Annotated in this window: 28 protein-coding genes; 18 read left to right on the top strand and 10 right to left on the bottom strand. The window is 53.3% G+C overall.

Annotated features, from left to right (window positions below):
* Nucleotides 1–9: 9 nt before the first annotated feature.
* The 10 genes from fabD (at nucleotide 10) to ptsG (ending at nucleotide 9533) form a co-directional block, all read left to right on the top strand.
* A complete protein-coding gene (gene fabD, locus COO59_RS00755; RefSeq protein ID WP_103057932.1) occupies nucleotides 10–939 on the top strand; it encodes an ACP S-malonyltransferase in 930 nt (309 codons plus the stop codon).
* A 12-nt stretch (nucleotides 940–951) separates the two neighbouring features.
* Nucleotides 952–1686: a 3-oxoacyl-ACP reductase FabG gene (fabG, locus tag COO59_RS00750; protein WP_103057931.1), complete on the top strand. Its 735-nt coding sequence runs from the start codon at nucleotides 952–954 to the stop codon at nucleotides 1684–1686.
* Between the two features lie 154 nt (nucleotides 1687–1840).
* A complete protein-coding gene (gene acpP / locus COO59_RS00745) occupies nucleotides 1841–2077 on the top strand; it encodes an acyl carrier protein (RefSeq protein ID WP_085072106.1) in 237 nt (78 codons plus the stop codon).
* An 85-nt stretch (nucleotides 2078–2162) separates the two neighbouring features.
* Nucleotides 2163–3404, top strand: coding sequence for a beta-ketoacyl-ACP synthase II (gene fabF, locus COO59_RS00740; protein WP_103057930.1), 1242 nt, complete (start codon nucleotides 2163–2165; stop codon nucleotides 3402–3404).
* Between the two features lie 132 nt (nucleotides 3405–3536).
* Nucleotides 3537–4340, top strand: a complete 804-nt coding sequence (gene pabC / locus COO59_RS00735; protein WP_103057929.1) for an aminodeoxychorismate lyase — start codon at nucleotides 3537–3539, stop codon at nucleotides 4338–4340.
* Nucleotides 4341–4353: 13 nt separating this feature from the next.
* Nucleotides 4354–5376 carry an endolytic transglycosylase MltG gene (gene mltG, locus COO59_RS00730; protein ID WP_103057928.1) on the top strand — a complete coding sequence of 341 codons (1023 nt, stop codon included), beginning with the start codon at nucleotides 4354–4356 and terminating at the stop codon, nucleotides 5374–5376.
* Nucleotides 5366–5998, top strand: coding sequence for a dTMP kinase (tmk, locus tag COO59_RS00725; RefSeq protein ID WP_103057927.1), 633 nt, complete (start codon nucleotides 5366–5368; stop codon nucleotides 5996–5998). The genes mltG and tmk overlap by 11 nt, the downstream gene beginning before the upstream one ends.
* Nucleotides 5998–6996, top strand: coding sequence for a DNA polymerase III subunit delta' (gene holB / locus COO59_RS00720; protein WP_103057926.1), 999 nt, complete (start codon nucleotides 5998–6000; stop codon nucleotides 6994–6996). The genes tmk and holB overlap by 1 nt, the downstream gene beginning before the upstream one ends.
* A gap of 14 nt (nucleotides 6997–7010) precedes the next feature.
* On the top strand, nucleotides 7011–7811 hold the full coding sequence (locus COO59_RS00715; RefSeq protein ID WP_103057925.1) for a metal-dependent hydrolase: 801 nt from the start codon (nucleotides 7011–7013) through the stop codon (nucleotides 7809–7811).
* 288 nt (nucleotides 7812–8099) lie between these two features.
* Nucleotides 8100–9533 (top strand): PTS glucose transporter subunit IIBC, encoded by a 1434-nt coding sequence (gene ptsG / locus COO59_RS00710; RefSeq protein WP_103057924.1) that lies wholly within the window; start codon nucleotides 8100–8102, stop codon nucleotides 9531–9533.
* Nucleotides 9534–10068: 535 nt separating this feature from the next.
* Here ptsG and COO59_RS00705 read toward each other — a convergent pair.
* The 10 genes from COO59_RS00705 to COO59_RS00665 all read right to left on the bottom strand — a co-directional run bounded on the left by COO59_RS00705 (nucleotide 10069) and on the right by COO59_RS00665 (nucleotide 16506).
* The gene (locus tag COO59_RS00705) at nucleotides 10069–10344 is read right to left on the bottom strand and encodes a phage holin family protein (protein ID WP_103057923.1); all 276 of its coding nucleotides are present in this window, start codon (nucleotides 10342–10344) and stop codon (nucleotides 10069–10071) included.
* A 24-nt stretch (nucleotides 10345–10368) separates the two neighbouring features.
* On the bottom strand, nucleotides 10369–10476 hold the full coding sequence (locus COO59_RS21115; protein ID WP_240614069.1) for a hypothetical protein: 108 nt from the start codon (nucleotides 10474–10476) through the stop codon (nucleotides 10369–10371).
* Nucleotides 10473–10634: a hypothetical protein gene (locus COO59_RS21110; protein WP_240614061.1), complete on the bottom strand. Its 162-nt coding sequence runs from the start codon at nucleotides 10632–10634 to the stop codon at nucleotides 10473–10475. The genes COO59_RS21115 and COO59_RS21110 overlap by 4 nt, the downstream gene beginning before the upstream one ends.
* Nucleotides 10635–10732: 98 nt before the next feature.
* Nucleotides 10733–10990, bottom strand: coding sequence for a hypothetical protein (locus tag COO59_RS20755; protein ID WP_165786468.1), 258 nt, complete (start codon nucleotides 10988–10990; stop codon nucleotides 10733–10735).
* 21 nt (nucleotides 10991–11011) lie between these two features.
* Nucleotides 11012–11284: a hypothetical protein gene (locus COO59_RS00690; protein WP_103057921.1), complete on the bottom strand. Its 273-nt coding sequence runs from the start codon at nucleotides 11282–11284 to the stop codon at nucleotides 11012–11014.
* A gap of 405 nt (nucleotides 11285–11689) precedes the next feature.
* Nucleotides 11690–12157, bottom strand: a complete 468-nt coding sequence (locus COO59_RS00685; protein WP_103057920.1) for a DUF943 family protein — start codon at nucleotides 12155–12157, stop codon at nucleotides 11690–11692.
* 75 nt (nucleotides 12158–12232) lie between these two features.
* Nucleotides 12233–12703: a DUF943 family protein gene (locus tag COO59_RS00680; protein ID WP_103057919.1), complete on the bottom strand. Its 471-nt coding sequence runs from the start codon at nucleotides 12701–12703 to the stop codon at nucleotides 12233–12235.
* Nucleotides 12700–13536 (bottom strand): YPO3983 family protein, encoded by an 837-nt coding sequence (locus COO59_RS00675; protein WP_103057918.1) that lies wholly within the window; start codon nucleotides 13534–13536, stop codon nucleotides 12700–12702. The genes COO59_RS00680 and COO59_RS00675 overlap by 4 nt, the downstream gene beginning before the upstream one ends.
* Before the next feature lie 227 nt (nucleotides 13537–13763).
* Nucleotides 13764–14903, bottom strand: coding sequence for a beta-galactosidase BglB (gene bglB / locus COO59_RS00670; RefSeq protein ID WP_103058250.1), 1140 nt, complete (start codon nucleotides 14901–14903; stop codon nucleotides 13764–13766).
* Between the two features lie 13 nt (nucleotides 14904–14916).
* A complete protein-coding gene (locus tag COO59_RS00665; RefSeq protein WP_103057917.1) occupies nucleotides 14917–16506 on the bottom strand; it encodes an MFS transporter in 1590 nt (529 codons plus the stop codon).
* A gap of 361 nt (nucleotides 16507–16867) precedes the next feature.
* Between COO59_RS00665 and hinT the strand changes: the two genes are divergently transcribed.
* The 8 genes from hinT (at nucleotide 16868) to COO59_RS00625 (ending at nucleotide 23052) form a co-directional block, all read left to right on the top strand.
* Nucleotides 16868–17218 (top strand): purine nucleoside phosphoramidase, encoded by a 351-nt coding sequence (hinT, locus tag COO59_RS00660; RefSeq protein WP_103057916.1) that lies wholly within the window; start codon nucleotides 16868–16870, stop codon nucleotides 17216–17218.
* A gap of 20 nt (nucleotides 17219–17238) precedes the next feature.
* On the top strand, nucleotides 17239–17607 hold the full coding sequence (locus COO59_RS00655; RefSeq protein WP_103057915.1) for a YcfL family putative periplasmic lipoprotein: 369 nt from the start codon (nucleotides 17239–17241) through the stop codon (nucleotides 17605–17607).
* 41 nt (nucleotides 17608–17648) lie between these two features.
* The gene (gene lpoB / locus COO59_RS00650) at nucleotides 17649–18221 is read left to right on the top strand and encodes a penicillin-binding protein activator LpoB (RefSeq protein ID WP_240614068.1); all 573 of its coding nucleotides are present in this window, start codon (nucleotides 17649–17651) and stop codon (nucleotides 18219–18221) included.
* Nucleotides 18202–19032: a thiamine kinase gene (gene thiK, locus COO59_RS00645; RefSeq protein ID WP_103057913.1), complete on the top strand. Its 831-nt coding sequence runs from the start codon at nucleotides 18202–18204 to the stop codon at nucleotides 19030–19032. The genes lpoB and thiK overlap by 20 nt, the downstream gene beginning before the upstream one ends.
* A gap of 57 nt (nucleotides 19033–19089) precedes the next feature.
* Nucleotides 19090–20127, top strand: a complete 1038-nt coding sequence (nagZ, locus tag COO59_RS00640; RefSeq protein ID WP_103057912.1) for a beta-N-acetylhexosaminidase — start codon at nucleotides 19090–19092, stop codon at nucleotides 20125–20127.
* Nucleotides 20128–20165: 38 nt separating this feature from the next.
* Nucleotides 20166–20708: an alpha/beta hydrolase YcfP gene (gene ycfP / locus COO59_RS00635; protein ID WP_103057911.1), complete on the top strand. Its 543-nt coding sequence runs from the start codon at nucleotides 20166–20168 to the stop codon at nucleotides 20706–20708.
* Nucleotides 20709–20928: 220 nt separating this feature from the next.
* Nucleotides 20929–22233 carry an NAD(P)/FAD-dependent oxidoreductase gene (locus tag COO59_RS00630; protein ID WP_103058249.1) on the top strand — a complete coding sequence of 435 codons (1305 nt, stop codon included), beginning with the start codon at nucleotides 20929–20931 and terminating at the stop codon, nucleotides 22231–22233.
* Between the two features lie 270 nt (nucleotides 22234–22503).
* Nucleotides 22504–23052 carry a glycine zipper 2TM domain-containing protein gene (locus COO59_RS00625; RefSeq protein WP_103057910.1) on the top strand — a complete coding sequence of 183 codons (549 nt, stop codon included), beginning with the start codon at nucleotides 22504–22506 and terminating at the stop codon, nucleotides 23050–23052.
* The last annotated feature ends 33 nt before the right edge of the window (nucleotides 23053–23085 follow it).

Below are 23085 nucleotides of genomic sequence, written 5' to 3'. Positions count from 1 at the left end.
GAACAAAAGATGACGCAATTTGCAATGGTTTTCCCAGGTCAGGGTTCGCAAACCGTTGGCATGCTGGCTGAGCTGGCTGCGGACAATCCGATTGTCGAAGCCACCTTTAAAGAAGCTTCCGATGCGTTGGGTTACGATCTTTGGCAGCTGACGCAGCAGGGTCCAGCGGAAGAATTAAATAAAACCTGGCAAACGCAGCCTGCGCTGCTGGCCGCCTCGGTTGCTCTTTTCCGCCTGTGGCAGCAAAAGGGCGGTAAGACGCCGGGCATGATGGCCGGACACAGTCTGGGCGAATATTCCGCGCTGGTGTGTGCTGGCGTGCTGGATTTTGCCGAAGCGATCAAACTGGTCGAGCTGCGCGGGAAACTGATGCAGGAAGCGGTACCGGCCGGTACCGGCGCGATGCAGGCGATTATCGGCCTTGACGATGCCGCCATTCAGCAGGCCTGTGAAGAGGCCGCGCAGGGGCAGGTTGTGTCGCCGGTGAACTTTAACTCGCCGGGCCAGGTAGTGATTGCAGGCCATAAAGAAGCGGTTGAACGTGCGGGCGCAGCCTGTAAAGCCGCCGGCGCAAAACGTGCGCTGCCGCTGCCGGTAAGCGTGCCGTCTCACTGTGCGCTGATGAAGCCTGCAGCAGATAAACTGGCAGTCGCGCTGGAAAATATTACATTTAACGCGCCAGCCTTGCCGGTGGTTAATAATGTTGATGTAAAATGCGAAACTTCGCCAGAAGCGATTCGCAGCGCGCTGGTACGTCAGCTCTACAGCCCGGTACGCTGGACTGAATGCGTGGAATTTATGGCGGCGCAGGGCGTGACCTCGCTGCTGGAAGTCGGTCCGGGTAAAGTCCTGACGGGCCTGTCTAAACGTATTGTTGACACCCTGACGGCCTCGGCGGTAAACGATCCCGCCAGTCTGGCAGCGGCGCTTGAACAATAACAGAGGATAAAAATGAGCTTCGAAGGAAAAATTGCCCTGGTAACCGGCGCCAGCCGCGGTATCGGTCGCGCTATTGCGGAAACGCTGGCGGCACGCGGTGCGAAAGTGATTGGCACGGCAACCAGCCAGAGCGGTGCGGACGCGATTAGCGCCTACCTGGGAGACAGCGGTAAAGGTTTGCTGCTGAACGTTACCGATCCGGCGTCAATTGAAAGCGTACTGGAAAATATCCGTGCCGAATTTGGCGAGGTGGATATTTTAGTCAATAATGCTGGCATTACGCGTGATAATCTCCTGATGCGCATGAAGGACGAAGAGTGGCAGTCGATTCTGGACACCAATCTGACCTCCGTTTTCCGCTTATCTAAAGCGGTTATGCGTGCCATGATGAAAAAACGTGTGGGCCGTATCATTACCATCGGTTCCGTTGTTGGTACCATGGGTAATGCGGGCCAGGCAAACTACGCGGCAGCAAAAGCGGGTTTGATCGGCTTCAGCAAGTCACTGGCGCGCGAAGTTGCGTCACGTGGTATTACCGTTAACGTCGTGGCTCCTGGTTTCATTGAAACCGACATGACGCGTGCGTTGAGCGACGATCAGCGCGCTGGCATCCTGGCCGAAGTCCCTGCAGGTCGTCTTGGCGACGCGCAGGAAATCGCCAATGCCGTTGCATTTTTAGCCTCTGACGAGGCAGCGTACATCACCGGTGAGACGCTGCATGTCAATGGCGGAATGTACATGGTCTGATAATTACGAAAATTATTTGCGTTAATTGCGGTAATAGCCGCAAAATAGCGTGAAATCGTGGTTGGACCAGCCGGGATTGAGTTGCATCTTTTCCAACTTTTTATACACTACGAAAACCATCGCGAAAGCGAGTTTTGATAGGAAATTTAATAGTATGAGCACTATCGAAGAACGCGTTAAGAAAATCATCTCCGAGCAGCTTGGCGTTAAGCAGGAAGAAGTCACCAACGAAAAATCTTTCGTTGAAGATCTTGGCGCTGATTCTCTTGATACCGTTGAGCTGGTAATGGCTCTGGAAGAAGAGTTTGATACTGAGATTCCGGACGAAGAAGCTGAGAAGATCACTACCGTTCAGGCTGCCATTGATTACATCAATAGCCATCAGGCCTAATGAACTATCATCAGGCGGTCGCTCGACCGCCTGAGTTTTTATCCGTCCCACATAGTGTCAATCTTTCCCTCCCTGGAGGACGAACGTGTCTAAGCGTCGTGTAGTTGTGACCGGTCTTGGCATGTTGTCTCCTGTCGGCAATACCGTAGAGTCAACCTGGAATGCTCTCCTTGCCGGGCAGAGTGGCATCAGCCTGATCGACCATTTCGATACTAGTGCCTACGCAACGCGTTTTGCTGGCTTAGTAAAGGATTTTAACTGTGAAGAGATCATCTCGCGCAAAGAACAGCGCAAGATGGATGCCTTCATTCAATATGGAGTTGTCGCTGGCGTACAGGCCATGCAGGATTCCGGCCTGGTTATTACCGAAGAGAACGCGAGCCGTGTCGGCGCGGCTATCGGTTCAGGCATTGGCGGGTTGGGGCTGATTGAAGAAAATTACGCGTCGCTGGAAAAAGGCGGCCCGCGTAAAATCAGCCCGTTCTTTGTGCCTTCTACCATTGTTAATATGGTGGCGGGTCACCTGACCATTATGTATGGCCTGCGTGGTCCAAGCATTTCCGTTGCGACGGCCTGTACTACAGGCGTGCACAATATCGGCCACGCGGCCCGGATGATCGCCTATGGCGATGCGGATGCAATGCTGGCTGGCGGTGCAGAAAAAGCCAGTACGCCACTGGGCGTAGGCGGCTTTGGCGCGGCGCGCGCGCTCTCCACGCGTAACGATAACCCGCAGGCGGCCAGCCGTCCGTGGGATAAAGAGCGCGATGGCTTTGTGCTGGGCGATGGCGCAGGCATCATCATGCTGGAAGAGTATGAACATGCTAAAAAGCGCGGCGCGAAAATCTACGCCGAGCTGGTTGGCTTTGGTATGAGCAGCGATGCTTACCATATGACTTCTCCGCCGGAAAATGGCGCGGGTGCGGCGCTGGCCATGACCAATGCGCTGAAAGACGCGCAGCTGACGCCGGAGCAGGTGGGTTACGTTAACGCTCACGGCACCTCAACGCCGGCTGGTGATAAGGCTGAAGCGCAGGCGGTTAAATCGGTATTTGGCGCAGCGGCGTCCAGCGTGATGGTTAGCTCGACGAAGTCGATGACGGGTCACCTGCTGGGAGCGGCAGGTGCGGTAGAATCTATTTATTCGATTCTTGCGCTACGCGATCAGGCCATCCCGCCGACCATTAACCTTGATAATCCGGATGAAGGCTGCGATCTCGACTTCGTACCTCATACCGCGCGTCAGGTTAAAGGTCTGGAATACGCCCTGTGTAACTCCTTCGGTTTCGGTGGCACCAACGGCTCGCTGATTTTCCGTCGAGTTTAACGGCATCATCGCTATTTAAGGCCCGCTTTGCGGGCCTTTTTTACATCTGGACTATTCCGAACGGCTCAGCAGTGTAACCTGAACGTCAGATCGGTAAGCTTAAGCCAATATCGTCAGAAAACGAGCGTGCAAATGATTTGGATTAACGGAGAGCGTCAACAGCAGATAGCGGTTAGCGATCGCGCTTTACACTACGGCGATGGTTGTTTTACCACGGCGCGCCTGCTGCAGGGCAAAATAGCCTGGCTGGAGGCGCACCTTCAGCGTCTGGAGGAAGCCGCTTCCGTGCTTATGATCTACGGCGTTGACTGGCATTTATTAAAACAGGAAATGCTGAGCGCGGCAGCAAGCTGGCAGCAAGCTGAAGGCGTGCTGAAAGTAATACTGTCGCGCGGTTCAGGCGGGCGAGGCTACAGCGGAGCCGGATGCCAACAACCGGTACGCATTATTATGCTTTTTGCCGCGCCGGGGCACTATGCTGCGCTGCGTGAAAGCGGCGTTCGCCTGACGACCAGCCCGGTGCGCCTTGGCATTAATCCCCAGCTTGCCGGGATCAAACACCTTAACCGGCTGGAACAGGTGCTGATCCGCACACAGCTTGAGCAGAGCGGGGCCGATGAGGCGCTGGTGCTTGACACTGAGGGTAAGCTGGTGGAATGCTGTGCGGCTAATTTATTCTGGCGCAAAGAAAATCAGCTGTTCACGCCCATAATTAGCGGCGCAGGCGTCGATGGGATTATGCGCAGGCGGATCATCGCGCTGGCGCGGCGGCACGGCTACGTCTGCCAGCCGGTGCGGGCACAGCCGCAAACGCTGGCGGATGCGGATGAGGTGTTTATCTCTAATGCGTTGATGCCGTTGCTGCCGGTACGGCAGATTGACAGCTGGCATTATCAATCCCGTACGCTATATCAGCTGCTGCTGCCAGATTGTTAATAATGGATTAATCATGACCCGAAAAATAAAAATTTTGGCTGCCGTGGCGCTGCTGTTAGCCGCCGCTGTCGCCGTGTGTTACTGGCAGGTGCGTCAGTTTGCCGCTTCGCCGTTAACCATTAACCAGGAAAAGATTTTCACCCTGCCGGCCGGTACGGGCCGCCTTGCGCTGGCAGCTCAGCTGGAAAGCCAGCATATTATTAAGCCGACGCCGTGGTTTGGCGCGCTGCTGAGGCTGGAGCCGGAGCTGGCAAAATTCAAGGCGGGAACCTATCGTCTGGAGGCTGGCATGAGCGTGCGCCAACTGCTGGCGCTGCTGGCCAGCGGCAAAGAGGCACAGTTCCCGGTACGCTTTACCGAAGGCACACGGCTACAGGATGTGCTTCAGGCGCTACGTAGCTCGCCCTGGATCAGGCATACGTTGAAAGACGATCGGCCAGAAACGGTCGCGGCGGCGCTGAAGCTGAAAGAGGGAGAGAATCTTGAGGGCTGGCTCTGGCCGGATACCTGGCTGTATACCGCCAATACCAGCGACGTGGCACTGCTGCGGCGCGCGCATCAGCGCATGAAGGCGGAAGTGGCAAAAACCTGGCAAAACCGTATGCCTGATTTACCCTATAAAACGCCCAATGATTTAGTAACCATGGCTTCTATTATTGAAAAAGAGACGGCGGTCAGTGACGAACGCACCAAAGTCGCCTCGGTGTTTATTAACCGCCTGCGGGTTGGGATGCGTCTGCAAACCGATCCGACGGTAATTTACGGGATGGGCGATAGCTATAACGGCACGCTGACGCGTAAAGATCTGGAAGCGCCGACGGCTTATAACACCTATACCATCAATGGGCTGCCGCCGGGGCCGATTGCGTTGCCGGGAAAAGCCTCACTTGAGGCCGCTGCTCATCCGGTAAAAAGTAATTATCTCTATTTTGTCGCCGACGGTAAGGGCGGACATACCTTTACTACCAACCTGGCCAGCCATAACCGGGCCGTGCAGGCCTGGCGTATGACCATGAAGGAAAAAAATGAACGCTAAGTTTATTGTGATTGAAGGGCTGGAAGGCGCAGGCAAAACCACCGCACGCGACTGCATTGTCGGGCAGCTACGCGAACAGGGTATTACCGATATTGTCTTTACCCGCGAGCCGGGCGGTACGCCGCTGGCAGAGAAGCTGCGCGATCTTATCAAGCAGGGGCTAGAAGGCGAAAAGATAACGGATAAAGCCGAACTGCTGATGCTGTACGCCGCCCGTGTACAGCTGGTCGAAACGGTAATCAAACCGGCGCTGGCGCGTGGCGCGTGGGTAGTGGGCGATCGCCACGATCTCTCTTCGCAGGCTTATCAGGGCGGCGGACGCGGCATTGATCAGCAGTTAATGCAGACGCTACGCGACGCCGTGCTGGGCGAGTTTCGCCCCCACCTGACGCTTTACCTTGATGTTACGCCGGAAATTGGCCTACAACGCGCACGTGCACGCGGCGAGCTGGATCGCATCGAACAAGAGTCGCTGAACTTCTTCACGCGTACCCGCCAGCGTTATCAGGAGCTGGCGGCCAGCGATGCGTCAATTAAAACCATTGATGCCAGCCAGCCGCTGGAGCAAGTGACAACGTCACTAAAAAAGGTGCTGCAAGCCTGGCTGGTGGAGCAAAAATAATGAACTGGTATCCGTGGCTTAATCCTGTCTACCGCCAGCTTATTGCTCAGCAACAGGCTGGTCGGGCGCATCATGCCGTGCTGGTACAGGCATTGCCGGGCATGGGCGACGCCGCGTTAATCTGGGCGGTAAGTCGCTGGCTGTTGTGCCAGCGGCGCGACGGGCAAAAAAGCTGCGGTCACTGCCACGGCTGTCAATTGATGATGGCGGGTACGCATCCTGACTGGCATCGGCTGGCGGCGGAAAAGGGTAAAAGCGCGCTGGGGATTGATGCGGTGCGCGACGTTAACGAGACGCTATTTCACCATGCCCAGCAGGGCGGCGCGAAAGTGGTGTGGCTGCCCGATGCGGGGCAGCTGACGGAAGCGGCGGCTAACGCCCTGTTAAAAACGCTGGAAGAGCCACCGCAGAACAGTTGGTTTTTTCTGAGCAGCGCAGAGCCGTCAAGACTGTTGCCCACGCTGCGCAGCCGTTGCCTGCGGTTGCATCTGACGCCGCCCGACGAGGCGCAAAGCCTTGGCTGGTTACAAAAGCAGAATGCGGGTTCTCATGAAGCGATGTTAACCGCGCTGCGCCTGAGCAGCGGCGCACCTGCCGCCGCGCTGGCGTTGCTTGATAAGCAGAACTGGGAACAGCGTCAGGCGTTATGCGCTACGCTGGCCAGCGCGTTGGCGGGCGATGTGCTTACGCTGTTGCCGCAGCTTAATCATGATAACGTCGCCGAAAGGATCGGCTGGCTGGCCTCGCTGCTGACGGACGCGCTGAAATGGCAGCACAGCGGAGATCGGTTTATTGCCAACATTGATCAACCCGCGCTGATTACCCAGCTGGCGCAGCGTTTACCGGCTGCCGCGCTGGATAAAAGCCTGCGGCAATGGCTGCTGTGCCGGGAGCGTTTAATGCATATCGTTGCGGTCAACCGTGAGCTGTTGCTAACCGAACAGTTATTAAACTGGGAAACCTTGCTCAGACCAGCGGCGACATCGCTGGCTGATTAACAAAGAGAGTTGTTATGTTTTTAGTTGATTCCCACTGCCATCTTGATGGTCTGAATTATGAGACGCTGCATAAAGACGTGGACGATGTGCTGGCCAAAGCCGCCGCGCGCGACGTCAAATTTATGCTGGCGGTTGCTACCACGCTGCCGGGGTTCAAAGCTATGGCGCAGCTGCTGGGCGACCGGCCTAACGTTGCCTGGTCCTGCGGCGTACATCCTCTGAATCAGGAAGAAGAGTGGGATTTCGCTGAGCTGGCGCAGCTGGCCGCCGATCCTCGCGTTATTGCGCTGGGTGAAACCGGGCTGGATTACTACTATCAGCAGGAAACCAGGGCGCGTCAGCAGGCTTCTTTCCGCGAACATATCCGCGTGGGTCGTAAACTGAACAAGCCGGTTATTGTTCATACGCGCGATGCGCGTGAAGATACGCTGGCGATTCTGCAAGAAGAACGGGCGGAAGAGTGTCGCGGTGTGCTGCACTGCTTTACTGAAGATCGTGAAACCGCAGCTAAACTGCTGGATATGGGTTTTTATATCTCCTTTTCCGGCATCGTAACTTTCCGCAATGCTGAAGCGTTACGCGACGCAGCGCGCTATGTTCCGCTGGATCGTATGCTGGTGGAAACGGATTCACCTTACCTTGCGCCAGTGCCGCATCGCGGAAAAGAGAACCAGCCTGCGTTTACCCGCGATGTGGCGGAGTATATGGCAGTGCTGAAGGGGGTGGATCTGGAAACCCTGGCGCAGGCCACCACGCAAAACTTTTCTAATCTTTTCCACGTCCCGCTGTCACGGCTGACCGATACGCCGGTGTGAGTTTTTTTAGAGCTCGTAATTAATCCTTTAAGATTGTAAAGTGCAGCGCCAAAAACGCTGCGCTTACGGTTTTTTCTGCGCAAAAGATGGCAAAGCAATAAAAAATGACCTAAAGCTTAGCCGACTGATGGGCGAAACGTGACAGGTATCAAACAAAACAGAACCGATTTATTTTACTCTTCGTAATAAATCCAGAGGGCCTTAACAAGCTCCAAAGGCAGAAGATCCTCCCTCTTTTGCCACGCGTACCACGCGATTAAAAGCACTCATACTCAGGAGTTCCACAATATGTTTAAGAACGCATTTGCAAACCTGCAAAAGGTCGGTAAATCGCTCATGCTACCGGTGTCGGTCCTGCCGATTGCCGGTATTTTATTGGGTGTCGGCTCGGCAAACTTTTCCTGGCTGCCTGCCGTTGTTTCACATGTAATGGCGGAAGCGGGCGGATCGGTGTTCGCCAATATGCCGTTAATCTTCGCCATCGGCGTGGCGTTAGGCTTTACCAATAACGACGGCGTTTCGGCGCTGGCAGCCGTTGTCGCTTACGGCATCATGGTGAAAACCATGGCGGTCGTCGCACCGCTGGTGCTGCATTTACCGGCGGAAGAGATTACTGCTAAACACCTGGCGGATACCGGCGTGCTGGGCGGCATTATTGCCGGTTCCATCGCCGCCTATATGTTTAACCGCTTCTACCGCATCAAGCTGCCTGAATATCTGGGCTTCTTTGCCGGTAAACGTTTCGTACCGATTATTTCAGGTATGGCGGCGATTATTCTGGGCGTTATCCTTTCCTTTATCTGGCCGCCGATTGGCAGCGCGATCCAGGACTTCTCCCAGTGGGCGGCCTATCAGAACCCGGTTGTGGCCTTTGGTCTCTACGGCGTGATTGAACGTTCGCTGGTGCCGTTCGGCCTGCATCATATCTGGAACGTTCCTTTCCAGATGCAGATTGGTGAGTTCACTAACGCAGCAGGGCAGGTATTCCACGGCGATATTCCACGCTATATGGCAGGTGACCCGACCGCGGGCAAACTTTCCGGCGGCTTCCTGTTCAAAATGTATGGTCTGCCGGCAGCCGCTATCGCTATCTGGCACTCTGCGAAACCAGAGAACCGTGCGAAAGTGGGCGGTATCATGATCTCCGCCGCACTGACCTCGTTCCTGACCGGCATCACCGAGCCGATCGAGTTCTCTTTCATGTTCGTTGCGCCGATTCTGTACGGAATTCACGCCATCCTGGCAGGTCTGGCCTTCCCGATCTGTATCCTGCTTGGCATGCGTGACGGCACCAGTTTCTCACACGGTCTGATCGACTTTATCGTGCTGAGCGGCAACAGCAGCAAAATCTGGCTGTTCCCGATTATCGGTATCATCTACGGTCTGATTTACTACACCATCTTCCGCGTGCTGATCGCGAAGCTGGACCTGAAAACGCCGGGCCGTGAAGAAACCACCACTGAGCAGTCAACCGGTACAGCAAACGAAATGGCGGCAAACCTGGTAACCGCGTTTGGTGGTAAAGAGAACATCACTAACCTTGATGCCTGTATTACCCGTCTGCGCGTTAGCGTGGCCGACGTATCCAAAGTGGATCAGGCTGGCCTGAAAAAACTGGGCGCTGCCGGTGTGGTAGTGGCAGGTTCCGGCGTACAGGCTATCTTCGGCACCAAGTCCGATAACCTGAAAACCGAAATGGATGACTATATTCGCAACAGCTAATCACTGATGCACACAGCAAAGGCGAGCTTCGGCTCGCCTTTTTTACATTGATAGCTGCGGGCTTTGTCGCTGCCTGTCAGGTTAAAGCCGCTGCATACCAATACGCTGTCGTTGTATATCAAGATACCGCCGCGACAAGTCTACGAACTGACGCGGCATATCAGAATGCTGTCGCTGTCTATCAATGTGTTGTTGCTAAAGGCCACACCTCGCCATCAGAAACAGGATGAGGAGTTTTTAATATCCCAGCCCATGCGGCTTTCCGCGCCTTTAATCCCGGAGGCGGCCTGTTCCCGGTACTGAAACTTCACCTTAAGCGATCCAGGAATATACAAACCACGCCCGGTACTGCCCAGCACGAGAAAGCTTTTAATGACTACGACCCAGTAAATGTGTAGTAAATGTGTAATTACTCAGCGGTACGTGTCGCGGGCTAATACGTATTCCACAACCAACGGTCGGATAACCCTCGCTGCAGTAATACGGATGTTCTCTAAATCCCTCTTCAAATTTCAGAATCTCAATAATCCGGCTATCAGTCAGCCCTCCGCAGCAAATGCGCAACGTTCCCGCGCGTGCGGTATATCAGCACGCAGGTAATGATGTTTGTAATCATGACGGGCCATTCCCGCAACACATAGTGATTGTAAAACCACAGCAATGGAAAATTGCCGTAGAATACCGCCATCGTTGCCGCCAGCCATGAGATGCAACGTTTATACTGACTCCCACGTTTGCAGAAAAAAATAATCCGCAGCGCTATAGCGATGCAAATAGCTGCGTCGATAATGCAGAGAATATAATTCAGCATCTCCACCTCCCAGCTATTTTTTAACTAACGACAGCCGTAGCAATCCGCCACTTTATTCGCAGCAAACCCCGCACCGAATAACCCCGCTGCGTAGCCAAAAATAAAATAGCCGAGCATTTGCCCACGCGTCAGATTTGCAGCCGTGACAACAAAACAGACGCTGCCAGCAAATGCGCCAAAACTATCGAATAATCAATAGGCGTGATAAATCCGATAAATGCAGATGCAACTAATTCCCAGCCAGTCACAGTTGATGCTGTAACGCTGCCGGTCGTTAACGGCTCAGTCATTATTAATCCTCAGTCATGCCGTGCGCCAGGGCACAGATATAAAAAACTTCGCAGAAGCGAGGTTAATTTTCATAAATTATGAAAGGCTTATTTACGGTTTATTTTTTAGTAAAAATAGATACGATAAAAATGGATAATTTAGCGAACGCATATAGCGTCGCTATTGACACTACCACATTTGAAGCCGGTGCAGGCAAAGAATACCAGCCATTATATCCGACACCCGCACCGCTCAAAAATGTACTACCGACTAATATGCCTACAAACACAGCCATCGGAATAATAAATTTTTTCATTCTATTACCACGTACACTGACCACCGATACTGCCGCCACCCGAACTGTTCCCGCTGCCATTATTCGCAGAGCCGGTTGAATTCATGCATGCGCTGATGCCACCGCCGATAGCTCCACCGCTCCACCTAAGGCTGCGCCTGGCCCACTAACTGATGCGCCAATCATCCCGCCAAGAATACCATTCATGCAGTCCTTGAAAATCGGATTCATGTACGGCGGACAATTATTCCCATTACTGCTGTTGCTCCCGCCACCGTTCTTACTATGATTTTTCGTATGCCCAACGTTCGGATCGCCTGTATTAGCTCCTGCACCTGTCGGAACTATTAATTCTGTAATTGTTAACGCCTTCATAATTAACTCCTGATAGATTAAATATTGAATATGAATCAACAGATTCAACAAAATAATTAAATTAACGCCTGGAATTTGTCAAGTAACAGAATTGGAAATAACGCTATAAAAATAAGAAAATAATCATGTTGTTATATTTCATACGATTTAATAAATATCCATTCTTGACGCAATGTTTTTTATTTATCCCAATAAATATCGACAACCATCACAAAATTTTAACAGCCGACAATATAGTATCATTTTAATAACGCTATCCTGCGACTCGCCGGTTAAGCCTTCTATTTTAAGAAATACGCTGTCCATATATTCCCCTGTTTATTTTTATGAGTGATGCGCTGATTCTGTCTGGGGGTTTATTTTTTATACAAAGGTTTTGTATTTAATAAACAGATGCTATGAGGTTCAATTAAAGTGTTTTTTTACAATTTCACCATTATCTTTTATGCGGTAATAACCAGCATGCGTTGTAAAGAAAAGCCCGGTATTTTTACTGTAGTCAACCGTAAAGGTCTTGTTTTTTTCTATGCAATTTTTTTTCGTTTTCATATCAGAAAAGCACAGCCTGTCATATTTCTCTCGTTCCATGTAGCCATCGCCGAACAGCCAGAATGTGATATTGTAATCTTTCGCAAATGTAGGTGCTGGTATGCCGTAGCGGCTTTTTAACATTTCCTTGTTTTCCTGCCACCATGCTATTTTCCCGTTTACGGTCAAAGGGAAATGGTTGACCAGTACGTCGCTAAAACCACTACTTCTGTTATGAACTGCTATAATTTTTACTGGTCTCAGAGAGAGCCAGAGGAACAAACATAATAGCGCAGCGGCGAAAATTAACAGTATCCAACGGAATGGTTTATTGTTTACCTTCATAATAGCCTTTTACACTCTCTGTTGTGTTTTTTATACCATCTATGAAAAATAAATACAAAGCTGCAGGCAGTTAGTTCATCGCTCCGAAAATTTTTTCTTTACCCAATCGCCATTTTCACTTTTCCAGTATATGCCGTCGTAAACCATAAAATGCACGCCGCCATTTCGGCCTTTACTAACAGAGAAAGCCTTGTTTTTCTCGATGCAGTTCTTTTTAATGTTCATATCGTTAAAACATAATCTGTCATACTTTTCCTCTTCCATATAACCTTCGCCAAACAGCCAGAAGGTGACATTAAAATTCCCGTCTGAAGCAAGATTAGGGATGCCATAGCGAATTTTAAGCATTTTCCGGTTATCACGCCACCAAACGAGTTTTCCTTGATCCGTAACAGGAAAATGATTTACCAGAACATGACTAAAATTTTTATCCTTATGAACCGCAATAATTTTTACCGGCCGCAGAAAGAGCCAAAGACAATAAACCAATGACGTAACGGCGATGGTTAATATCGCCCAGTAGATTTTTTTGATCTTTATCCTCATTTCATAACCCCGCTAATCTCTACTGTAGCTTCCATATTGGTTAGAAAAGGCTTAAAAACAAAGCGATTGTAACGCTGCAGTACAAACCAGATGCGGAAAAAGCGAAACAGGTTGAATTTGGCTTTTAAAATATCATAAGCATCCAGGCCAAAGTGGTCCTGTATTTTATATTTTACCATAGCTCGATAATGGTCATTGTCGATATGCAATGATTCAATAGTGATATGCGTGGCCCAGGTGTCATGTACGGTAATTCCCATGCCATTAATATTATCCTGAATTCGATCGAATTTAGGTAGTTTTCCCTCGAGGATTGCTTTTTTTAACTCATCCCTTTTTTGCGCCGGATAAATATTATTTTTCCAGTCTATATTAGCTTTAATCATTGCCCGTAATAACAAGCGTGTACTGTTATATGTCTCATCATTAACTATATGCATTCTCAGCGCGCTATCCAGATAATGACTGCTGAACGGCGCACCTGCGCCGTGCTGCATATGGGTAATCATCTCTTCGATAAGATGCTTATAGGGTCCATAAATAGCGAAAGTTTGCGACAGGTGGCGCAGCTCATCGAAAAGAATACTGGCGCACTCGGCAGGGGAATGTTTTTCGCCCGCGCCTCGGGAGCCATAAAATCGCGAATGCGGTTGCCTGAACGGGGTGATTTCCGTCAGCGTGTACGGATCAATGCGGGTGGATACATCCAGCAGATGAAAATCGTGCTTTAACTGCGATTCAGTGAGATCCCCATAACGCATATCCTCCGCGCTATAGTCATCCATCCATTTTTGCGTCTCAAATATCCTGCAGGGAAACTGTAATGCAGACATGGTGATACATTCCTTGTGTCATTCTTCCTCGGTCACTGGCTGATAATATTCCCCGGCAGGCGCTGTGTAAATAATGAACAAAGTTATCGGTAAGCGTAACGCCTGCCATTTCAGAACGAGAACAGGGCGTGCTGGTATGCCTGCCAATATGGCAGCGTTAAGCGGGAAGGGTTAAAAAGTCGCTAACAGCGACCCCGTCCGGGGCCGCTAATGATAATCAGGAGGATTTAAAGATAGACGCGCAGATATTCGGTCAGGCACAGCAGGGCCATCGCCTGACCGTAGGGCATAGAGGTCAGCGGTATCTGGCGATAATAATCCAGATCGCTGCCCATCGCGGTACCGAAGGAGACCTGGGTCAGTTCGCCATCGCTATTGATATGCTGCATCACGCCTTTCACCGCCTGTTCCGCCATCGGCAGATAGTCACGCGACAGATAACGCTTGCGTACCGCTTTTAATATGCCATAGGCGAAACCGGCGGTGGCGGATGCTTCCAGATAGCTGTCACGATCGTCCAGCAGGGTATGCCACAGGCCGCTTTCATGCTGCCACTGACGCAGCGCCGCCACCTGACTTTCCAGCACCTGCTGCAGGAAACGGCGCGTGGCGTGCTGTTCCGGCCACGCCATCAGCTCTATAAACTCCGGGATCACGATGGTCAGCCAGCTGTTGCCGCGCGCCCAGCGCGCTTTAGCAAAATTGTGGCGGCCATCGAAGTTCCAGCCGTGAAACCACAGGCCGGTTTCCCGGTCCATCAGATATTGCACGTGCAATAAGAACTGATAGCTCGCTTCCTCAACGTATTCCGGGCGGTTAAGCAGCTTGCCGATTTTCGCCAGCGGCAGCACGCTCATCATTAGCGTGTCGTCCCACAGCTGCTGGTGGTTCTCGTTGTTATAAACAATATGCTGCAGGCCGCCCTGTTCGGTACGCGGCATTTCATACATTACCCATTCTGCCCAGCGTTCCAGCACCGGCAACAGCGCAGGGTTGCGCGTCTCTTCATAGCGATAAGCAAGGGTTAACAGCGGACAAACGGTATTCACATTTTTGGTCGGCGTGCCTTCCGCCAGCCGCTGGCGGAACCAGTCATCGATAATCGCCAGCGTTTTTACATCGCCCGTCTGCTGATAATAGTGATACATGCCATACAGCCCGATACCGTGCGTCCATTCCCAGCCGGCCCAGCCTTTGGTATCGATAACCCGGCCATCGTCCAGGCGCAGCAGAAATTCACCGCTTTCATCGACGATCGCCACCAGGTTGTCGGTTAGCTTTTCAATCAGCGTCACCAATTCAGGACGCGGTACCAGGAATTCAGGCTGGCGCAGCAGTGCGCTATGTTTTACAGGAAATACCGTCATCATTCAGATCCTATCATTTTAAAGTATGTGGCTGCGCCGCACTCATGGCCTGAGCAGGCCGCAGCGTCGGCGCGGGGGATTTATGGCGATTAAGGAAGCCGATATTGTTGTTGCCCCACAGGTTTTCATAAGGTAAACCGGCCAGAGTTTCCACCGTTGCACGCGCAGCGGGCGTCAGGTTTTCCGGCACCGGACGTCCCGCCAAGCGCATTTTTTGGGTCTCTTCGCGCAGCACCGAATGCGTCTGCAGATTCAGGCGAAAGCGCAGAGAGATAAAGAAGCCGATCGTCAGCACGCACAGCGTTCCTACGCTCAGAATCAACAGGATGGTGTGCTGAACGTTATCGCTCTGGCTGGCCTGCCCGGAAACGAAACCGGAAAGCTGCAGCACAATCCCCACCAGCATCACCGCGCCAGCCTGCGAAGCCTTACGCGTCAGCGTCATGATGCCGGCAAAAATCCCTTCGCGACGCTGACCGGTGATAACCTCATCAACATCCGCAATGTAGGTATAAATATTCCACGGCACATAGTTGATACCGCCACGGCCCAGGCCCGCCAGCGCAGAGATAAGCACCAGCAGCGTCATATTGTCGTTCATGCCGGTATACCACAGCCCGGCGTAGGAAAGGGCGCTCAGGCCGAACAGCGTAACCACCAGTCGATAGGAAGGGGCGGGCCCAAGGCGAATACAGAGCGGGATCATGCCCATCACCGCGATAAACTGCAGAATGGCCATGGTGCCCATCAGGTTAGAAGCGATTTGCGCGCTTTGCATCAGAACGAAAACCACATACCAGGTAAAAACGGCATTAAACACATCCTGCGCAATATAGCCGCCGAGATACATACCCAGATGCTGGCGGAAAATACGGATGCGGAGGGTGGACGCCAGCTCGACGTACAGACGCTTCAGGCTTTGCGCCAGCGTCAGCTGCTGTTTTTCGGCCTCAGCGCGGCGTGACTCCGCAGAGAAATCTTCCGGGTCGCGTTCCCAGGTGAAAAACCACACCAGCGTCAGCACGATGGCGCAAATTACCGAGAACACCAGGCTGGCGTAAAAAAAGGAGATAGCGTTGTCTTTGCCGAAGTGATTAATCAGCACGCCCGGCAGGAAGGCGGCCAGAATAGCGGAAAGCTGCGCCAGCGCGATGCGCGCACCGGAAAACTTGGTTTTCTTTTTGAAATCGTCAGTCATCTCCGGCACCAGCGTTTCATAAGGCACCAGAATCATGGTGTAGACAATATCAAACAGCAGATAGGTCAGCAGATAGTAGAGATAGCTCATCTCGCCGACCCACATCAGGCTATAGCTAAATACGCAGGGAATACCGAGCAGAATAAAGAATTTGCGGCGACCAAAGCGCTTGCCAAGCCAGGTGGAACCAAAGTTATCGGTAAGAAAGCCCATCAGCGGGCTGACCACGGCGTCCAACACGCGCGCCATAGCAAAGATAAAGGTTGCTTCGATCGGCGTAAGGCCGCAGAAGGTGGTATAGAAATAGAGCAGCCAGGCTGCCGTCAGGGCTGTGGTGCCGGCACCCAGGAAGTCGCCCGATCCATAAGCAAGGTAGTGCCGTAAACCAATTTTACGCGCTGGCATTGTTAATCTCCTCGTCATAACCAGTAAAAACGCACGAACTCCGACAGCTCAGACGGATTACCCAGAAGGTAGAATGGCGGGAGAGGGCAAACCTTCGCGTTTTTGCTACCAAAAAGAGCAGAGTGGCAAAAAAACAAAGAAAAACCCGCCTTGCCTCTAATTTATAAAACAGTGTTTTAATTTTGACAGGGGAAGGGCGTGGGGATGCGAAAAGCTACACAAAAAATCGGTCCGAAAGTCACGGGCGTACAAAAAAGTGGCATCACGGCAGGGGAAACGAAAGAAAAACAGCAGGAAGGTTGAAAGAAAACGAAATTCTCGCTCATACTCCATGCTTACTCCTCTGCTAAGGATATGCATCATGGCTGAAGAAACTATTTTCAGTAAAATTATTCGTCGTGAAATTCCAGCTGATATTGTTTATCAGGATGAGCTGGTAACTGCTTTTCGTGATATTTCGCCTAAAGCGCCTACTCACGTGTTGATTGTGCCGAATATTCTGGTCCCGACCGCTAACGATGTCAGCGAGGCACATGAGCAGGCAATGGGGCGAATGTTCACCGTGGCGGCGAAGATCGCTAAAAAAGAAGGCATTGCTGAGGATGGTTACCGGCTGATTATGAACTGCAACCGCCACGGCGGGCAGGAGGTTTATCATATCCATATGCACCTGCTCGGTGGTTGCCCGCTCGGGCCGATGTTAAGCCTTTAATCAACGTGCGGAACTCCACCATGCGTGCCTTATTAACCAGCCTGCCACTGGTTCTGCTGCTGAGCGCCTGTAGCAGTGATAAACAGGTGATTAACACGTCGCAATCGCTGATTATGGAATCGTCCGTCCTCTCTGCGGGAATTTTGCCCGGCAAGCCCACTCTTTCTGAACAGGCCGGACAGCAGCGGGCGGTAAGCACGCTGGAAAACCAGCAAAGCAAGCCGGTGACCATTCACTATCGATTCTACTGGTATGATGATAAAGGTCTGGAAATTCAGCCATTTGAAGCACCGCGCACCCTGGTGGTTCCCGCAAACCAGCGGGTTGAAATCAGTTCGCAGATGGGCAATCTGATGGCCAGTAAAGTTCGTCTCTATCTTTATTTGTAAGGGGAAATACCGTGTTCAGGCGTTTAAAACTCTCCGGCGTTATGCTGCTGGCATTCGTTCTGGCGGGCTGTATTAATAATCAACAGCAACCACCGGCACCGGTGGAACCCGTTCAGCCCTCGACGCCTCCGGTCATCGTACAGCCGCCGCCGATTACGAATCCGCAGCCGGGCGAAACGGTGCCGCAGCCGCCGAAGCTGAAAACGATTAACTGGGATGCCAGCGTACAGCCGCTGGTGGCGCAGATGCTGCAGGCGCAGGGCGTCACGCCCGGCAGCGTACTGCTGGTAGATCGGATTAAAAACAGTACCAACGGTAACCTGCAAACCGCGAAGGCGACGGCTGCGCTGCAGAACGCGCTGGCAAGCAACAATACCTTTACGCTGGTTACGCCGCAGCAGCTGACGCAGGCCAGGCAAACGCTGGGGCTGTCGCCCGAAGACAGCCTGAACTCGCGCAGCAAAGCCATCGGCCTGGCACGCTACGTTGGCGCGCAGTATGTGCTTTACAGCAATGCGCAGGGCGATGTGAAAGCGCCTGAACTGCAGATGCAGCTGATGCTGGTGCAAACCGGAGAAATTATCTGGTCAGGAAATGGCAGCGTCCAGCATTGATACCGCCCTGCAGGCGTTAATTGATCTCCAGCAACCGGCAGCACCGTCTGCCGGTTATTTTTATCCGCTAAACGGCCTTACCGGGCTATCGGGGAAAGTTACCTGCGGCCAGCAACGCTGGCTGGCGCGGCGTATTCCTCAGCAGCCGATCCCCTTTATCTCCCGTCGGCGAGAATGGCATCTGTTACGACGCTTAACCGCCAGCGGGCTGGCGCCGCATGCGCTGGCGATAAATCACCGCTGGCTGTTGCTGGAATGGCTGCCCGGCGAGACGCTGTCAGAGGCGGAGTTTTTATCACGTCAGCCTGAACTGCTTGCGCTTTTAACCCGGCTGCATCATCAGCCGCTTAGCGGTTACCGACTGCGGCTGCTACCGTTGTTGCAGCACTACTGGCAGCAGTGCCGCCAACGCAATCCGCGCTGGCTGCGGCGGCTACGCCAGCTGACGCGTCAGGGTGAGCCGCCGCCGCTGCGGCTGGGGCTGCTGCATATGGATGTTCATCCGGGCAACCTGCTGGCGCAGCCCGACGGCTTGCGGCTGATTGACTGGGAATACGCCGCCGACGGCGATATTGCGCTGGAGCTGGCGGCTGTCATCAGCGGCAACGGTCTGAAGGCTACACAGCGCGCTGCGTTACTGGCTGATTATGCCGACGCTAACCGGCTGGATCTTACCGCGCTGGAGCATCAGGTCAGGCGCTGGCAGCCCTGGCTGCATCTGCTGATGGCAAGCTGGTATCAGCTGCGCTGGGAGCAGAGCGGCGACCCGGCGCTGCATCAATTGGCTAGCGCCGCCTGGCGACAAATTTAGCGCGCGCTCCCTGCATTCCGGCTATGATGTGCGCCAGTTTTTACAGGAGGATTCATCATGTCGATACCCGGTCCGGTAATGTTGGACGTGGCAAGCTATGAGCTGGACGCCGAAGAGCGTGAAATTCTGGCGCACCCGCTGGTGGGCGGGCTGATTTTATTCGCGCGTAACTATCACGATCCCGCTCAGCTGAGTGAACTGGTACGTCAGATTCGTGCCGCTTCTCATGCGCGGCTGGTGGTGGCGGTCGATCAGGAAGGCGGGCGGGTGCAGCGCTTTCGCGACGGCTTTACCAGCCTGCCGGCGATGCAGTCCTTTGCCGCGCTGAACGGTCCGGAGCAGGCCGATGCGCTGGCGCAGGAGGCGGGCTGGCTGATGGCGGCGGAGATGATGGCAATGGACATCGATATTAGCTTCGCGCCGGTACTGGATATTGGCCATATCAGCGCCGCGATCGGCGATCGCGCTTTCCATCAGGACCCAGACATTGCGCTGCGCGTGGCGCGTCGCTTTATTGCCGGTATGCATGAAGCGGGCATGAAAACCACCGGCAAACACTTTCCCGGCCACGGTGCGGTCAGCGCCGATTCCCATAAAGAGACGCCGCATGACGATCGCGATGGCGCCGCTATCCGCCAGCGTGATATGGCGATCTTTCAGCAGCTGATTAGCGAAAATGCGCTGGACGCGATTATGCCGGCGCACGTTATCTATACTCAGGTAGATCCGCGTCCGGCCAGCGGCTCTTCCTACTGGCTGAAGCAGGTGCTGCGCGCCGAGCTGGGCTTTAACGGCATTATTTTTTCTGACGATTTATCGATGGAAGGGGCGGCGGTTATGGGCAGCTATGCGGAGCGAGCCCGCGCCTCGCTGGAAGCAGGCTGCGATATGATTCTGGTTTGCAACGATCGTAACGGCGCGGTTAGCGTGCTGGATAATCTGCCGCCGATCAAGGCAGAGCAGGTTAGCCGCCTGTATCATCGGGGAACGTTTAATCGCCAGCAGCTGCTTGATTCTGCGCGTTGGCAGCGCGCCAGCCAGCAGCTGAGCGCATTACAGGCGCGCTGGCTGGCCCACAAGGCGTCGGGTAACTAACGGGAAGCCCGGCAGGCTAAGCAACGGTGAGGATAGCCATGATTATTTATCTGCACGGTTTCGATTCCAGTAGTCCGGGTAACCATGAAAAAGTTTTGCAGCTGCAGTTTATCGATCCTGACGTGCGGCTGCTGAGCTACAGTACGCGCCATCCGAAGCATGACATGCAGCATCTGCTGAAAGAGACCGACAAAATGCTGATGCTAAATGTCGATGAGCGGCCTCTGATTTGCGGCGTCGGCCTGGGCGCCTTTTGGGCCGAACGTATTGGTTTTTTGTGTGATATTCGTCAGGCGATGGTTAACCCCAACCTGTGGCCGCAGGAAAACATGGCGGGCAAGATCGATCGGCCGGAAGAGTATCTGGATATTGCTACCAAGTGCGTCAGTAATTTCCGCCAGAAAAATCGCGACCGCTGCCTGACGCTGCTTTCGCGTAACGACGGCATCCTTGATAGCCAGCGCACGGCAGACGCGCTGCAACCCTGGTATGAAATTATCTGGGACGAAGAGCAGCCGCATAAGTTCCCCAATCTTTCCCCCTGGCTACAGCGTATTAAAGCGTTTAAAACCCTCGGCTAAAGCCTGTTTAGCGGGAGGATCGCGTCGCGTTCGCCCGCTTTTTTAAGGGTAATAATCTGACTTATTGCAGTAAAATTGATCTGCATCAAATTTGGTATGACCAACTTACCCCGCCATGTTATTCTGATTTCAGCTCGCGATTTAACTTCGCAACCCTATGTTAATTAAGGTTTTTATTAACCTTTGATTAACTTTTGGTTTACATTTTAAGGGGGTCATGTTGACTACGCCGTTGAAAAAAATAGTTATCGTTGGCGGGGGAGCCGGTGGGCTGGAACTGGCAACGCAGCTTGGACACAAGCTGGGCCGTCGCCAGAAAGCGGAAATAACGCTGGTCGATCGCAACCACAGCCATTTATGGAAACCGCTGCTGCATGAAGTGGCAACCGGATCGCTGGATGCAGGCATTGACGCGCTCAGCTATCTTGCCCATGCGCGCAATCACTCTTTTCAGTTCCAGCTGGGTTCGCTAACCGGTATCGATCGGGAAAATAAGCGGCTGCAGCTGGCGGAAATCCGCGATGCGCAGGGTGAAGTGCTGGTGCCCGCGCGCGCGGTGGCTTACGACACGCTGGTAATGGCGCTGGGCAGTACCTCCAATGATTTCGGCACGCCGGGCGTGAAAGATCACTGTATCTTCCTTGATAACCCGCATCAGGCGCAGCGTTTCCATAATGAAATGCTTAACCTGTTCCTGAAGCATTCGGCCAACGCCGGCGGTCAGGGAAAAATCAATATTGCGATTGTCGGCGGCGGCGCAACGGGCGTTGAGCTTTCCGCCGAACTGCATAACGCGGTGAAACAGCTGCACAGCTACGGCTATAAAGGGCTGGATAATCAGGTATTGAACGTTACGCTGGTCGAAGCGGGCGAGCGCATTCTGCCAGCGCTGCCGGCACGCATTTCCGCAGCGGCACATCAGGAGCTGACCAAACTGGGCGTGCAGGTGCTGACGCAAACTATGGTCACCAGCGCGGATAAAAATGGCCTGCATACCAAAAACGGCGACTTTATCGAAGCGGATCTGATGGTCTGGGCGGCTGGCATCAAAGCGCCAGATTTTATGAAAGATATTGGCGGGCTGGAAACCAATCGTATCAATCAGCTGGTGGTAAAAGAGACGCTGCAAACGACGCGTGATGAGGATATTTACGCCATCGGTGACTGCGCCTCCTGTGCGCTGCCGTCCGGCGGGTTTGTACCGCCGCGTGCGCAATCGGCCCATCAGATGGCCTCGAAGGCGCTGGAAAATATCCTGGCGCAAATGCGTCAGCAGTCGCTGAAGCCGTATGTTTATAAAGATCACGGCTCGCTGGTTTCGCTTTCACGGTTCAGTACCGTAGGCAGCCTGATGGGTAACCTGATGCGCGGCTCGATGATGGTGGAAGGGCGCATCGCGCGTTTCGTCTATATTTCGCTTTATCGTATGCACCAGATTGCGCTGCACGGCTATTTTAAAACCGGCCTGATGATGCTGGTGGGCAGCATCAACCGGGTAATCCGCCCGCGCCTGAAACTGCATTAATTTTCAGCATTAGCGCAGCCCATGCTTCGGCACGGGCTGCATCCTTCGTCACCGGCAAGGACGCGTTGTGTCAGCTGCTAAGAACTCTCTGAAAAGCCTCTGTTTATCCTGCTTTGACGCTTTTCCTCTCTTTATCTGATTGCTGGTTTTCCCCCTCGTCTGCACAATTTTTATTACTTACCACGGCGAGTCGCGCACGCCGAGTATGGCTTACTGCCAGGGAACGGGCAGCAGCAGGATTGCGCGGTAACATAGTCAGGAGGTTTTCCTGTGAATAAATCAATGATAGCGGGTATGGGTATTGGCGTGGTTGCTGCTCTGGGCGTGGCTGCCGTTGCCAGCATGAACGTGTTTAATCCGGCTCCCCAATACGCACAGGTTATTTCCGCCACGCCCATTAAGGAAACGATTAAGAACCCACGCGAGGAGTGCCGGAACGTCACGCTTACCCACCGCCGGGCGGTACAGGATGAGAATCGCATCGCCGGATCGGTACTGGGCGCGGTGGCCGGTGGGGTTCTGGGTCATCAGTTTGGCGGCGGACGCGGTAAAGATGTGGCCACGGTAGCTGGCGCGCTGGCGGGCGGCTATGCCGGTAACCAGGTGCAGGGCGGCCTGCAGAATCGTGATACCTATACCACTACCGAACAGCGCTGCAAAACCGTCTACGATAAGCAGGATAAGATGTTGGGCTACGACGTCACCTATAAAATTGGCGACCAGCAGGGAAAAATCCGCATGGAGAGCGATCCCGGCACGCGCATTCCTCTGGATCGCAACGGGCAGCTAATTCTTAACAGCAACAGCAATCAGGCATAAGCCAACGGGGCCATCCAGGCCCCGTTTGTCATT

It is taken from the genome of Mixta theicola, from assembly GCF_002895925.1.
Lineage (GTDB): Bacteria > Pseudomonadota > Gammaproteobacteria > Enterobacterales > Enterobacteriaceae > Mixta > Mixta theicola.
Note: the sequence above shows the minus strand (reverse complement) of the source record. Positions and strands in the feature narration are given on the sequence as shown.